The 13,884-nt window shown below is 62.4% G+C and carries 9 protein-coding genes and 2 rRNA genes (1 of these 11 only partly in view); 9 read left to right on the top strand and 2 right to left on the bottom strand.

Annotated elements, in window-relative coordinates; genetic code table 11:
• From H7A19_19680 to H7A19_19660, 5 genes are all read left to right on the top strand, one after another.
• Positions 1–477: ribosomal RNA gene (locus tag H7A19_19680) — 23S ribosomal RNA — on the top strand; it begins 2,380 nt to the left of the window's first position.
• Between the two features lie 68 nt (positions 478–545).
• Positions 546–658: ribosomal RNA gene (gene rrf / locus H7A19_19675) — 5S ribosomal RNA — on the top strand.
• A 160-nt stretch (positions 659–818) separates the two neighbouring features.
• The gene (locus H7A19_19670) at positions 819–2,210 is read left to right on the top strand and encodes a beta-lactamase family protein (GenBank protein MCP5477053.1); all 1,392 of its coding nucleotides are present in this window, start codon (positions 819–821) and stop codon (positions 2,208–2,210) included.
• An 82-nt stretch (positions 2,211–2,292) separates the two neighbouring features.
• Positions 2,293–2,757, top strand: coding sequence for a (2Fe-2S)-binding protein (locus H7A19_19665; GenBank protein MCP5477052.1), 465 nt, complete (start codon positions 2,293–2,295; stop codon positions 2,755–2,757).
• A complete protein-coding gene (locus H7A19_19660) occupies positions 2,754–5,081 on the top strand; it encodes a xanthine dehydrogenase family protein molybdopterin-binding subunit (GenBank protein MCP5477051.1) in 2,328 nt (775 codons plus the stop codon). The genes H7A19_19665 and H7A19_19660 overlap by 4 nt, the downstream gene beginning before the upstream one ends.
• A gap of 159 nt (positions 5,082–5,240) precedes the next feature.
• On the opposite strand, the gene H7A19_19655 is transcribed toward H7A19_19660, so the two are convergent.
• Positions 5,241–6,878 carry a hypothetical protein gene (locus H7A19_19655; protein ID MCP5477050.1) on the bottom strand — a complete coding sequence of 546 codons (1,638 nt, stop codon included), beginning with the start codon at positions 6,876–6,878 and terminating at the stop codon, positions 5,241–5,243.
• 163 nt (positions 6,879–7,041) lie between these two features.
• Positions 7,042–7,893 carry a class I SAM-dependent methyltransferase gene (locus H7A19_19650; protein ID MCP5477049.1) on the bottom strand — a complete coding sequence of 284 codons (852 nt, stop codon included), beginning with the start codon at positions 7,891–7,893 and terminating at the stop codon, positions 7,042–7,044.
• A 223-nt stretch (positions 7,894–8,116) separates the two neighbouring features.
• Here H7A19_19650 and H7A19_19645 point away from each other — a divergent pair, with 223 nt between their 5' ends.
• The 4 genes from H7A19_19645 (at position 8,117) to H7A19_19630 (ending at position 13,760) form a co-directional block, all read left to right on the top strand.
• Entirely contained in the window at positions 8,117–8,254 is a 138-nt protein-coding gene (locus H7A19_19645; protein ID MCP5477048.1) for a hypothetical protein, read from the top strand.
• Between the two features lie 347 nt (positions 8,255–8,601).
• Positions 8,602–9,504 (top strand): hypothetical protein, encoded by a 903-nt coding sequence (locus tag H7A19_19640; protein ID MCP5477047.1) that lies wholly within the window; start codon positions 8,602–8,604, stop codon positions 9,502–9,504.
• 9 nt (positions 9,505–9,513) lie between these two features.
• Positions 9,514–12,609 carry a peptidase domain-containing ABC transporter gene (locus tag H7A19_19635; GenBank protein MCP5477046.1) on the top strand — a complete coding sequence of 1,032 codons (3,096 nt, stop codon included), beginning with the start codon at positions 9,514–9,516 and terminating at the stop codon, positions 12,607–12,609.
• Between the two features lie 80 nt (positions 12,610–12,689).
• A complete protein-coding gene (locus tag H7A19_19630; GenBank protein MCP5477045.1) occupies positions 12,690–13,760 on the top strand; it encodes an HlyD family efflux transporter periplasmic adaptor subunit in 1,071 nt (356 codons plus the stop codon).
• Positions 13,761–13,884: the final 124 nt, after the last annotated feature.

The raw sequence follows: 13,884 nt of genomic DNA, 5'->3' as shown, positions 1-13,884 counted from the left end.
AGGTACTCCGGGGATAACAGGCTGATACCGCCCAAGAGTTCATATCGACGGCGGTGTTTGGCACCTCGATGTCGGCTCATCACATCCTGGGGCTGTAGCCGGTCCCAAGGGTATGGCTGTTCGCCATTTAAAGTGGTACGCGAGCTGGGTTCAGAACGTCGTGAGACAGTTCGGTCCCTATCTGTCGTGGGCGTTAGAGATTTGAGGGGGGTTGCTCCTAGTACGAGAGGACCGGAGTGAACGAACCTCTGGTGTTCCGGTTGTCACGCCAGTGGCACTGCCGGGTAGCTAAGTTCGGAAGCGATAACCGCTGAAAGCATCTAAGCGGGAAGCGCGCCCCAAGATGAGATCTCTCCCTCCTTGAGAGGATAAGAGCCCAGGAAGACCACCTGGTTGATAGGCGCGGTGTGTAAGCGTGGTAACACGTTGAGCTAACGCGTACTAATTGCTCGAAGGCTTGACCATATAACTCAAAGCCCATGCGACGAACGACACACTCGTTCCTCCCTGGCGCCAATGGCTACCTGCCCATCCCTTTTCCAATGCTTGGCGACCATAGCGACGTGGTCCCACCCGATCCCATCCCGAACTCGGAAGTGAAACGCGTCAGCGCCAATGGTAGTGTGCATCCGCATGCGAGAGTAGGTCATCGCCAAGCACCTTTTAAACACCACAACGCCCAGTCAATCGACTGGGCGTTGTGGTGTCTGACGTTCGGGATTCTGATTCCCTGCTGCTGCGACCATTTGTCCCGCAAACGCATCCTTGGTTCTTCAGACCGCTTGCAATGGCAGCGATCAAGATCTGGGGATACGTACATGACGAAGCAGCAACTCTTCAAGGTTCATCTTCCCTTCGCTCTTCTGATCAGCGCCGTCTTGGCCCTGGCGACATCCAGTTCGCTGATGGCGCAATCGGGCCCGCCGCCGGAAGTGCGAGCGGCAATTCGGTCGGTGGAAGACATGCTGGCAGGCGCGGATCAGGAATCGCTGCGGTCCTTCGCCGACTCGCAGTTGGCGCGGGAGTATCGGTACAGTTTTGATGATGCCCAGTTGCAGACCTACTTCGAGCCCTTGCGTGCGGCAGCCAAGGGCGCGCTGGGCGATGCCACGGTGGAACTGCGGGGAGACGGACTGCATCTGATCTTCCAGGATCAGCGACGTGGCGAGTACCTCTTGCACCTGGATGATTCCGGCAGGATCACAAAGCTGGAATTGCTTGCATCCGAAGCCGCGGCCACATCGCCCCTTCCTCCGCTCAGCTGGTCTGGCCTTGCCGGCACATTTGAGGGTTTGGCCGGACACGGCTTCTCCGGTGTGGTGCTGGCCGTCCACGAAGGCAAATTGATGCTGCGTCAGGGCTATGGAGTGGCCGATCCCGGGTCAAAGACGCCGATCAAGCTGGAACAGATCTTCGGAATCGGCTCCACCCCCATCGACTTCACAGTGAGTTCGATACTGCTGCTCAGCGAAAGGGGCCAATTGTCGTTGGATGATCCCATAACCCGCTTTTTCGACAATGTTCCAGCGGATCGGGCCGCAATGACGCCGCGGCAATTGATGACCGGCCGCTCCGGGTTGCCGAACTTTCATGACAGTACCGACGATTGGGATCCGGATCTGGCCTGGGTCGGTCGCGATGCGGCCGTCGCCAGAATCATGGCAGCGCCACTGCTGTTCAAGCCTGGCGAGGGTCAGGAACACTCGCATTCAGCCTTTGGTCTCCTGGCGGCGATTGTCGAAAAGGTGAGCGGCAAGTCCTATCGCGACTTCGTGCGTGCGGAAATTCTCGACAAGTTGAAGATGGCGCGTACCGGGTTTTATGGCGAGTCCGGCGGGTTTGCGGTGTCGGATTTTGCGGTGGGCCAGGGCGCGACCTCGGTGGGAGTGCCGAATATTCCGCCTAACTGGGGGCCAACGTCCTGGCTGGTGATGGGTAGTGGCGGCATGTATTCCACGCTCGATGACATGAATCGCTATTACCTGGCTCTGGAAGCCGGCACGCTGTTTGCGACCGATGAAGCGCGCGGTTGGCAGCGCAAGGCCGGGCTGGCTGTGGGCGGTTCGGATCGTGGCTATTTCATTGTTCATGTCAGCGACGGCAAGGGTAGCAATGTGCTGATGCTGAGCAACAGCGAAGGGCGTTCGGACCAGATGCGTCAACTGGTGCAGGGGCTGGCGGGTCTGGTTCTGCCGAAATCAGCGCCGTGATGGGCGTGCCGCCTGACCTTTGCCGCATGCACCGGCTTTCGTCTGGGCCCACCATTGGGTTCGAGCCATCGGGGAGAGGATGATGTTTCGTTTCACCTTGAACGGCGCAGCAGCCGAGTTCGCCGGCGATGGCGACATGCCCTTGTTGTGGTATCTGCGCGATCACGCCGGTTTGACGGGTAGCAAATATGGCTGCGGGATTGGCCAGTGCGGCGCTTGCACGGTGCATGTCGATGGCGCAGCGGTGCGTTCCTGTTCCTATCCGCTGAAGGCGGCCGAGGGCCGCAGCATTACGACCATCGAAGGTCTGGCGCGGGACTCTCTGCATGCGGTGCAACAGGCCTGGATTGCCGAAGACGTGCCACAGTGCGGTTATTGCCAGGCAGGGCAGATCATGGCCGCGGTCGACCTGCTCGCGCGCGTGCCCGAACCCGACGATGCCGATATCGCAACGCTCACCAATCTTTGTCGCTGCGGCACCTATCCGCGCATCCGCCGCGCCATCAAGCGTGCCGCGGCGATGATGCGCTCGGAGCAGTCTTCATGAGCGGACCTGATCGGGAGTACTGGCACGCGTCCTTGGACGATTTCGTGGCGCCGCTGATGCCTACTGACGGCACCACCAGTCGTCGCGAATTCATGCGTCTGTCTCTGACGGCCAGCGGCGGCTTGTTGTTTGCGGCATCAATCGCGCCGCGCCTGCTTGGGGCCGCCACCGCAGACGCGAGTCCGGTGGAGACGGAATCTGAGTCTGCGATTGGTCTGTTCATCCAGATTGATCCCGATGGCATGACCCACATCGGGGCGCGTTGCCCCGAGATTGGACAAGGGGTGTACACCGCCTTGCCGATGATCATTGCCGAAGAGCTCGATGCCGATTGGTCCAAGGTTCGCGCGGTCCAACTGCCGCTGGGGATCAAGAAGATCCCTGAAGCCCCGGGCGTGAGCTGGAAGTATGGGCCGCAGGGCGCGGGTGGCAGCACTTCGGTACCGGAAGCCTGGTCGGATCTGCGGCAGATCGGTGCACGGGCACGGCATCTGTTGGTGACTGCAGCCGCGAGACAGTGGCAGACCGATGCCAGTGCCCTGCGCACCGAAGCCGGTGAGGTGATTCGCGCCGATGGCCGCCGCCTGAGCTACGCTGAACTGGCGCCGGCGGCGGCGCAAATGGCATGGCCAGTCGTCGATGTGCCGCTCAAGTCCGCCAAGGACTACCGCTTGCTGGGGAGTCGCCAGCGCCAGCTGGGCCTGGAGGACATCGTCACTGGGCGGGCTGGCTACGGCATCGATGCGCGCATGCCCGGTGCCTGGGTCGCGGTGGTGGCCCGTTACCCGCATTTCGATGGCGAACTCATGTCCTTCGATGCCAGCGCAGCGTTGAAGATTCCCGGCGTGCGTCAGGTACTGGCTCTGCCCGGACCGAAGTTCGGCGAGCCGATCAGCGCCAATCTGGCGCCCGGCGTTGCCGTGTTGGCTGACGATACCTGGTCAGCTCTGAAAGGCCGCGAGGCGCTGAAGATCGAATGGAAACCTGGTCCCTGGGGCAGTGAATCCACCGCTGCACTGGATCAGCAATGTGGTGAATTGCTGAAAGGCAAAGGGATTCGCTGCCGTGAGGATGGCGACTTCGATGGCGCCCGACAATCGGCGGCCAAGGTGATCGAAGCGGTCTATCGGGTGCCCTATGTCTCGCACTGTCCGCTGGAGCCGCAGAATGCCTGCGTGCACGTGGAGAGCGATCGGGTACGCATCATCGCGCCGATGCAGATGCCCTCGGGTGCGTCGCGCCTGGCCCAGCAGATCACCGGCGTGGACCGTTTCGACATTGATGTGCAGATGACCCGCGTCGGCGGCGGCTTCGGACGGCGTCTGAGCAACGACTTCGTCGCCGAAGCGCTGATTCTGTCGAAGCTGAGCGGAAAGCCGATCCGGCTGCTGTGGACGCGCGAAGATGATCTCCGCCATGATTTCTACCGGCCTTTCGGCCATCACCACCTGATCGCCACGCTCGACGATCAACACAGACTGAGTGGTTGGGCACACCGCCTGGCCAGCGCCAGCAAGTACTATCGACGTCCCGACATGCCCGACGATCAGCTGTGGACCTCGGAGCTTTATCCGGACGATTTTCCGGCGCAACTGCTGCCCAATTTGCGTCTCGAGTGGTTTGCGGTGAAGTCCGGCATGACTCGCGGCTCCTGGCGGGCGCCGGCTCACACGGCCAATGCCTTTGCGGTGCAGAGTTTCCTTGACGAAGTGGCGCATGCGACAGGTCAGGATCCGCTGGCGTTTCGCCTGAAACTGCTCGGCCCGCCGCGTCAGCTGGCCTATTCAGGTCACGGCGGCCCGATCTTCGAGACCGGGCGTCTCAGTGAGGTGCTGCGGCGGGCCGCCCAGCGCGTCGGCTGGGGACGAAGACTCCAACCGGGTCGTGGCATCGGTCTGGCAGCACATTTCACCTTTGGTGGCTACGCCGCGCACGCGATGGAAGTGTCGGTGGCCACCGATGGCAGCTACCGCATCGAACGCTGCGTCTGCGTGGTCGATGTCGGTCGGCCGATCAACCGTCTGGGCATCGAGGCCCAGATGATGGGTGGCACCATTGATGGCATCAGCACCGCTCGGAATCTGGAAATCCACATCGACAAGGGCCAGGTGGTGGAAGGCAATTTCGACAGCTATCCCTTGCTGCGCATGACCGATGCCCCGGACGTGGAGGTCGAGATCATCGACAGTGAGCGCGAGCCCTCGGGGGCCGGTGAGATGGGCATCCCGACGGCGGCGCCGGCCCTGACCAACGCCTTGTTTGCGGCCAGCGGGAGGCGCATCCGGAGTCTGCCCATCGGCAAGCAGTTGGTGGCCGCCGGATAGTTACGGCCCAAGCTCGATGTGGTCGGTCCACTCTCTTCTGGACGCGCCCGATGCCATGCTCGATGGCGACCAGACAAGTCAGAACCTGTCAAAGCGCTGCTGGCGCGGCGAGAATGCGCGTCGACGAGGATGGGCCAATGGTACGGCTTCTTGCTGGAGCTATTCGAATCCATCGGCAAACAGCGGCCCGCCCACAATCGTCAGCACCCCATTCTGGCGCGCACTGGTCAGGGCCAGATCACCGCTGTTGATCGCGCCGTTGCCGTCGATGTCCAGGTACAGGGCTACCAGCACATCCCAAACACCCGGGCTCAGACCTTCAGGAAGCTGAAACTGTCGACTGCGCTGCTGGCTGCCCGGCTCCAGCCGCACGCCGAGATCCCGCGCTGGATCCGAGACGAAGCCGCTGCCGCTGCGAAACAGACTGGCACCGATGTAGACCGGATCATGCGCCAGCGCGGCCAGGTTGCTGAGTTCGAGCGTCAGCGTGATCAACTGGCCTGGGCTGGCATTGACCGGCGCCGTGAACTGATCGATCCGTAGCGGCGAAGTCAGCTCTGAGTTGCGCAAGCCGGCGCCGTTACCGTTGGCGTTGTAGTAGTGATTGACGATCCAGGGCCAGCGCTGGCCCTGATCCAGCGACCAGCGCTGAGTGCCCCATTGCGACATGCCACGACCATGGCCAAAACAACCGCGCCCCAGGGCCACGCTGTCGGCCAGACAGGGCCAGCCGGTGGCCGGGCTGCCGACGAAGCCATTGCCGCAGGACAGGTCGGGATTGGAGCAGGGAAGACCATCGCCCGGATCGTCCCAGGCATTGTTTTCGGCGGAATACTCGGATCGGAAAATCTCGCCGTCTTGACTCAACAAGATGCCTGCCGTGGCGTTGACCGCCGTATCGCTGGATGCACTGGTGTCGGGATCGTTGACCTGGCAGCAGGCGCTGGAACAGATGTCATAGCTGGTGGTGCGCGGGTGGGCGACATGCCAGGCGCCGTAGGAGCGATAGGCGATGGCCCCGGCGCGCAGGCTGTCGCCAGTCCAGCTGGCAATCCATTCGTCGTTGAGTCCGCGTTTGACGTAGGTTTCCAGTGACATCACGCTGACCGCACTGCAGGAGCCGACGCAACAGGGGGTGGTGAACCCGGCATCGGCAAAGCCCACACGAATGCTCTGCGGCACCGGGAACACCGGTGCTCTGGCAGCGGCGGGGTCTTCGATCGGGCTGGCCAGCTGGCGCGAGTCGAAGCGATGGTCGGGCCCAGGTGTGCCGGCGCCGAGATCGATGATGCGATGGCTGACGCCATTGGTCAGCGTCAGCGCTTGACTCCACGGCGGTAAGCCGTCAGCCGTCACGCTCAGTTGCGCGGTCGCGCCTTCGTCGTCGTCAACGGCAGGCAGGTTCAGGCTGAACTGGCCGCGGGAGTCGGTGTAAGCGATCTCGTTGTCGATGTTCACGCGGGCGCCGGAAACGGCTGCGCCGCGCAGAAAATCATAGACATGGCCTACGATCGTGACGCCAGTTCCCGCAGTACTGCCCGCGGCAGTCGGCGCCGGCACGGGATCGAGCCACAGAAGCACGTCGTGGGTGTCCGCCGCCAGTTGCGTGCTCAGGCTCGTGTATCCACTCGCGGTCAGCTCCAGGTTCAGCTCGCCCTCGACCTGCCACTGCGCGCGACCGCCATGAATCTTGAGCAGGGATCGAGATGAATCGGCGCCGGTCAGCTCGACTTCGGCGTCGACGAAACCTCCGGTTTCGGCATCGCGCACTGTGATCTTCAGAGCGTCGGACCGCACCGGAGTCGACGCTGTTGCCACAAATGCGAGCAGCAAAGCAGCGATCGAAGCGAAGCAGGTCCATCGGGAGCTTGAAGGCCTTTCTCGAACGCTATCCGAGCTCTTCATCGGCGACATCGTTTCCGCTGTGTGGCCAGCAAGATGCAGCATTTCCCGGAAGTCGTCACCTGATACCCACCACGTATGCGACCCAGAGTTCCTGGTCAGACAGCTTCCGGACTGGCCCGAGGAAGACCTTGGGTCGGTCTGGTGGGCCGCTGGCGGTATGCCGCCAAACCTGGGCCTTTCGAAAGCCGGCCTCGCGCATCGCTTCGGTCAATTCCGGCAGTGTCCACAAGCGCCAGTCATATTCAAAGGCGTTGGCGATACGGCGCTTGCCATTCATCTGTTCGACATCGTTCACGTCGAAATGGATCCGACAATGGATACGTGATGTGCAGGCGTCGTAGCCCAGCTGTTCCCAGTAGTAATCAAAGGCGGGCAGGGCGCGGATCTGGCCGCGCTCGCGCTCTGGATGAATTCGATGGTGATCGACGTGGGCACGCATGGCAGCGGGGCCACCGAAAGCATTCAGCACCAGAATTCCGCGTTTGCTCAGCGTGCTGTGTGCATGCCTGAGATAGCGCAGCAAGGCACGCCGGGTATGCAGATAGAAGCTGCTGAAATTCAGTACCGACAAGACATCGGCAGCCGCCACCTGCGGTGGCGCAATCTGGTGCACATCCGCCAAAACAAAGTGGAGTCGTTCAGCACGTTTGCCCAGAAGTCGATCGGCACGGCGCTTGGCGTGCTCCAATGTCGGCGCGTTCATATCCACCGCGATCGCACGACGCTGCCGACCGCCGGCGATCCAGGCGACTGAATCGGCAGCATTGCCGGCAAAGTCCTCACGAAGCAGTTGTGGCTCTTGCCCCGGCCGAATCCGACGAAAAATCTCTGCCAATGCGGCTGCCTGTGCGTTCGGATCCTGTGTGGACCACCGATAGAGCTCCAGAGAAGCTTCGACGTCTTGCATCAGCGGGCTTCCATTCTTTTGCCGATTCTCAAGCGGTGGGCATGAGCCCTGCGGACTTGTCCGCGACGTGTATCAGAATACTGGACGAGGATGACGAGGATCTCGAACAATATCTGCCATTGGTCATGGTCCCCGAGTGCGAGCAGCCTCCGTTTCTAATCATCAAGGCGCTACACCAACTCCTCAGGGCTGAAAGCGCCGCAGCCCATGCAAAGGAACAGACATGAGCAAGAAGAACGAAACTGCGAAGCCGAAGTCCCAGATTGCGCCCAAGGATCTGAAGCCGAAGAAGGACGCCAAGGGCGGCCTGTTGTTGCCGGCCGTGCAGAAGGTGCGTGAAGCTGCGGCTCGCGGCGGCTGATCGCCTCGGCTCATTGCCAGATCATTGATCAGTGACTGTCATCCATAGATCCGAACTGGAGCAACCCTCATGAAAAAGAAAGCCGAAACCGCAAAGCCAGCCGCCAAGAAGGTCGCCAAGGACCTCAAACCCAAGAAGGATGCCAAGGGCGGTTTGCCTGCCGTACAGAAGGTGCGTGAAGCCGCCGCTCGCGGCAGCTGATGCAGTCCTGATGGCAACATGGGACGCCGGGGCGCAGCGAATCGCGCAACCCGGCGCCCGGTTCCGTTGCAAGGGATGGGGTTTCAACCGAGCTCACGACCCTGTGGGCGGACAGGCACTGCCATGCGAAATGTCGTCTTGCCAGAATGAGTTCGTCGCAAGGCTCCAGCACCCACTTGCCAGTGTTTGTTGCGGGCACGCGACACTGGACTGTCGGCGATGTCAGATCTTTTTCGAGCCAGTCCTTCAACGGCCTGATCCTGGGTGGTGCACCCGGCGCGAGTGTCAATTCAGTCGAAGACGCGATCGCCGAATTTCGTTACCGCCACGATCTGATCAGCGCAGAAGAATGCGAAGCCTGGCTGGCATTGCGAGGGCTGGACTACACCGATCTCCACGACTGCATCAGTCGACGCAGTTCGGGTGTGGCCAGCCGGGATGACCGCGAGGCAGAGATCGATTTCCTGCTGAGCGACCAGTTCGCGGCGGTGGTTCGAGCGCTGTCCTGGCGGGTCGCGATGGCGGTTGAACTTCAACTGCCTTTGCCGTCGACTGCACCGGCGCCCAGCGCATGCTGGCGCGAGTGGGAACAACGATTCGACGATCAGCGCGGGCAATTGTTGTCGACCGAAGCCCGGACGCGTGTGTTGGCACGTTTGCGACGATCGCTGACACGGGTCCACTTCCTCAGCGCCGAATTCGACAGCATCAACGCCGCGCTCGAAGCGCGTAGCTGCGTCAATGAGGATCGCACGACCCTCGAATCGGTGGCTGCTGCCAACGGTTATCCGTATCGGCAGGATTCCTGTTTCATCGACGAATTGCCCGCCGAATGGGCCCCGATTCTGTGCGCCGGTGCGTTGGGTGCGGCTTCATCGCCATTGTCCCTGGACGGGCGGTTTCTGCTGCTCTCGACATTGCAGCGTACCGAGCCCAGGCTTACCGACGCCGATGTGCTCGCGCGCATCGATTCGGTCATAGTCGAACAGCACTTCGACGCGCTAGCCTCGAAACATGTGCGATGGATCATCCCCGTGGGCCATGGCTGAGATCACCCGGTGAATCTGGAGTTGGGAGACGCATTGGAACGCAGTTCGCTGCTGCGCTTTGTGCCGCCCGAGCACGTGGCAGCCGTCAGGGCTTTGTTCGATCAGGTCGATTACGAATTTGGCGACGTCATCGTTGCCGAAGGCGAGGCCGCCGATGCCTTCTTCGTGCTGGTGGATGGCCGAGCACGGGCGGTGAAAGCCAAGGCTGATGGCGGCGAAATCATGCTGGGACGATTGTTGCCCGGCGACGAATTTGGCGAGGCAGCACTTTTCGATGGCGGAGTCCGTACGGCCACCGTGCGCGCCAGCACCAGGGCAAGCGCATTGCGCCTGGGCCGTTCGGCTTTTCAGGAGCTGCTGCAGCGTTATCCAGAACTGCGACAAAGCCTGGAGCTGATGTCGCGCTGGCGCATTCTGCAATCATTTCTTTTCCAGTCCAGCGATTTTGGGCGGCTGCCGGCGCCGGCTTTGCGGGCGCTGATGGCCGCGCTTGAGCCCGCCACTGTTTCTCGTGGCGAGCTGATCGTCCGTGAGGGAGATGCCGCTGGGCCGATGATGATCCTGCGTGCAGGCCGCGCTCGTGCCTGGCGCGGAAGCCCCGCAGACCCTGAGCATCTGGCGGTGTACCGGCCCGGAGATTATTTCGGCGAACGTTCGCTGTTGACCGGTGAGCCCCGCGCTGCCAACGTCGAGGCGCTTCTTGACTGCGAACTGCTGCTGTTGCCGATCGAGGCGGCGCAGCAGCTGCGCGAACGCTACCCGGAATTCGATCTCCGATTGAGCGAACGACTTGCCGAGTACGAACACCGGGTGCAGGCGCGCATTCCCCTCGATTTCGCCGAGGAGTTGTTGCCGGCCGAAGCACAGACGGCGAATCCGCTGGCAGGCATGGAGTCGGCCGACGAGGACGAGATCTTTGCCGAAGACGGGTTGTTCCGTCGGCGCAGATCCCGATTCAGACCTTTCCCCTTCGTGGCGCAGATTGACGAGATGGATTGTGGTGCCGCTTGCCTGGCCATGATCTGCCGCCATTTTGGTCGCGATATCAGCCTGTCACGCTTGCGAGCACTGGCGCACACGGCTCATGACGGCAGCAGTCTGATGGGACTGTGCGCTGCCGCTGCAGAACTCGGTCTGGCCGCTCGTTCGCTCAAGGTGTCGGCCCGACATCTGGATCAATTGCCGCTACCGGCCATCTGCCATTGGCAAGGCCATCATTGGGTGGTGTTGTACGAACTTGACGGTCGCCATGCTTGGATAGCCGATCCCGGCCTGGGCAAGCGCAGGATTCCGCGCGATCAGTTCCTGGCTGCCTGGTCGGGCTACAGCGCGCTCTTTGATTACACCGATGCCTTTCTCGCCAACGAACAACCGCCCCGCGTCGGCTTGAGCTGGCTGTGGGCATTGTTGGTGCCGCATCGCCATTCACTGCTGCTGGCGGCAGGCCTGGCGGGCCTGGTGAGCGTGTTGAGCCTGCTGTTCCCGGTCTTGACCCAATTCGTGGTGGATCAGGTGATCGTCGATCAGGACGTCGACTTGCTCACCCTGGTGCTGGGGGCGATGGGCGCGGCCCTGGGCTTCCTGTTGCTGGCGCAGCTGATCCAACAGTATTTGCTGGCCTTTGTCGCCGTGCGTGTAGACAGCGCGGCCCTCGATGTGTTGACGCGACGTCTGCTGTCGCTGCCGATGAGTTACTTCCACACCCGTCGTACCGGCGATATCCAGCGGCGTCTGGACGGTGCCCGCCAGGTGCGCCAATTCCTCGTCCAGCAGGGTATCGGCGGGGCCCTGGCGCTGCTGCAACTAAGCGCTGCGCTGTTGTTGATGGCGATGTATTCATTGCCGCTGGCGGCGGTGTTTGCGCTGACTGTACCCTTCTACGTCGGCCTGATGTGGGTGTCGCGTCGCGTGCTGCGGCCTCTGTATGCCGATATCGAAGAGGCGCACGGTCGCTATGCTTCGCACCAGATCGATGCCATTCGCGGCATCGAAGCGGTCAAGGCTGGCGGCGCCGAGCTGGTATTCCGTGACGCCATGCTGGCGCAGTTCCTGAAAGTGTCGCGCCAACAGTTCCGCGGCAACTTCATGGTCATGGCCTACGACAGTGCACTGCAGGCGATTGGCTTTGCCACGCTGCTGGCCTTTCTGTGGGTGGGTGCCAGGCAGGTCATCGCCGGAGAACTGAGTGTCGGCGCGCTGGTAGCCTTCAACAGCCTGCTGGCGATGGCTGCTGCGGCCATACTCAAGGCGCTCGGCGCCTGGGATGAGCTGCAGTTCGTCAGTGTATTGCTGAATCGTCTGGGTGATATTTTCGAGCAGGAGCCCGAACAGGGCAGGGACCGATCGCATCTGCGGCCCGTGCCCAGTCTGCAAGGTGAGATCGCCGTCGAGGCCGTGAGCTTTCGCTACGGAGGCCCCCAGGCGCCGGAAATCCTGAAGGACATCCAGTTGCAGCTGGCACCGGGGCGCACCTATGCGCTGGTCGGTCGCAGCGGTTGCGGCAAGACCACCCTGGTCAAGCTGATTGCGGGACTGATCGAGCCAACGGCCGGTGCGATCTTCTTTGATCGGGTCGATTCGCGCCAGCTGAATCATCGCGATCTGCGCCGACACATTGGATTCGTGCTGCAGGAGAATCATCTATTCGACGCCACGGTGCTGGCCAATATCGCCTTTGGCGACCCGGAGCCCGATCTGGATCGCGCCATGCGCGCCGCACAGCAGGCTTATGCACATGACTTCGTCACGCGCCTGGCGCTGGGCTATGAGACCCGCATCGGCGACAGCGGACTGGCGCTGTCCGGCGGTCAGCGGCAGCGCATCGCGATTGCGCGGGCGCTCTATCACGATCCGCCCATCTTGATCTTTGACGAGGCCACCAGCGCACTCGACAGCGAAAGCGAGCGCGCCATCCAGGGCAATCTGGCGCAGATTGCGCGCGGGCGCACCTGCCTGGTCATCGCTCATCGCTTGAGCACCATCCGCGAGGCCGACGAGATCATCGTGCTGGAGCAAGGCCAGATTGCCGAGCGCGGCACCCATGACGCGCTGCTGCAAGCGCGCGGCCTGTACTTCTTCCTGCACAGTCAGCAGTTGGGCCTATGAACAGCCCGACGCCGAACTTTCAGGATGCATCGGGACTCTTGCCCACAGAGCCACCAGCACGTGTCGCACGCTGGACTGGCATGCTGCTGCTTGCGATCAGCATCGCCGCCATCGGTTTTTCCGTCTGGATGCCGTTGCCCGAGGTTGCTGTGGCGCCTTTCGTGCTGGTGCCGGCGACTGATGCCGACGACCTGCAGGCGCCGATGTCCGGAAAGCTGTCGCGCGTTCTGGTGGCCGAGGGGCAGCAGGTCGACGCAGGGGCGTTGATGTTCGAGCTGGAAAATGACGAACTGCGCCGCAAGCGCTCGCAGCTGCGCCAGTGGCAGGACGAACTCGCCGCCCTGCATGTGCGCGTCGAGCAACTGGAGAAGTCGCACGAGCAGGCGATGGCGCTGCAGCGCACCGAATTGGCCAGCGCCGAGCGCGAACTGGCCTTCAGGCGCGAACTGGTCAGCACCCAGTCTGAAGTGCTGGCGCGCGCCGAGCGCCTGGGTAGCGCAGGTGTAGTTGCCGAAGTGGAGTTGTTGAAGTATCGGCTGGCCCTGTCGGAGGCACAGAAGGAGCGCGTACTGGGCGAACGTACGATCGAAGGTCTGCGCCTGTCTGCGCAGCAGCGCAGCAGCCAGCGCGAGACCGAGCGTAGCGATGAGGCGGCGCAGGAGCGCCGATTGCGCGAGCAGATGCTTACGCTGGAGCGTGAGCTGGTCGACAGCGAAGGTGACCGGCGTCAGGTGCGCGCGCCCTATCCGGCTTCGGTGCTGCGACTACCGACGCGCACGCCGGGCGCCGTGGTCAACGCCGGCGATGTGCTGGCGCAGTTGGCGCGGGTTGATGGCGGCATCAAGGCGCGCCTGCAATTGCCCGAAGCGGCCCTGCCACGGCTGCAGGTGCATCAGCGTGTGCGGTTGCAGTTCGACGCCTATCCGGTGCAACGCTACGGCAGCGTGGATGCCGAGGTGCAGTGGCTCAGTCCCGAGCCACTGGTCAGCATGGAGATCAGCGCATTTGTCGCGGATGCAAGCATCCATGCGGCGGACACGCGCAAGCTGCAGGTGGGCATGCGCGGACAGGCGCGTGTTGTTGTTGGCCAACGAACCTTGCTGGAACGTGGGCTGGATGCCTTGCGCGGCGTAGGGGAAAGGCTGCGGTAGAACCGTTCAGCCGCGTTGCTGACGGAGTACCAGTCAGGCGGGTCGGTAGCTTTTTGGGTGCGCACTGGTAGGAGCGGTTCAGGGACGATAGATTACGTGCATTGGAGCAGGGTCCCAGGGGTCA

The sequence above is a fragment of the Rhodanobacteraceae bacterium genome, from assembly GCA_024234055.1.
Lineage (GTDB): Bacteria > Pseudomonadota > Gammaproteobacteria > Xanthomonadales > SZUA-5 > JADKFD01.
Note: the sequence above shows the minus strand (reverse complement) of the source record. Positions and strands in the feature narration are given on the sequence as shown.

What these genes read in the sequence shown, in the direction of transcription:
- H7A19_19670 (MCP5477053.1), top strand. Translation starts at nt 819, where the DNA reads ATGACGAAGCAGCAACTCTTCAAGGTTCATCTTCCCTTCGCTCTTCTG.
- H7A19_19645 (MCP5477048.1), top strand. Translation starts at nt 8,117, where the DNA reads ATGAGCAAGAAGAACGAAACTGCGAAGCCGAAGTCCCAGATTGCGCCC.
- H7A19_19665 (MCP5477052.1), top strand. Translation starts at nt 2,293, where the DNA reads ATGTTTCGTTTCACCTTGAACGGCGCAGCAGCCGAGTTCGCCGGCGAT.
- H7A19_19660 (MCP5477051.1), top strand. Translation starts at nt 2,754, where the DNA reads ATGAGCGGACCTGATCGGGAGTACTGGCACGCGTCCTTGGACGATTTC.
- H7A19_19640 (MCP5477047.1), top strand. Translation starts at nt 8,602, where the DNA reads ATGAGTTCGTCGCAAGGCTCCAGCACCCACTTGCCAGTGTTTGTTGCG.
- H7A19_19630 (MCP5477045.1), top strand. Translation starts at nt 12,690, where the DNA reads ATGCTGCTGCTTGCGATCAGCATCGCCGCCATCGGTTTTTCCGTCTGG.
- H7A19_19650 (MCP5477049.1), bottom strand. Translation starts at nt 7,893, where the DNA reads ATGCAAGACGTCGAAGCTTCTCTGGAGCTCTATCGGTGGTCCACACAG.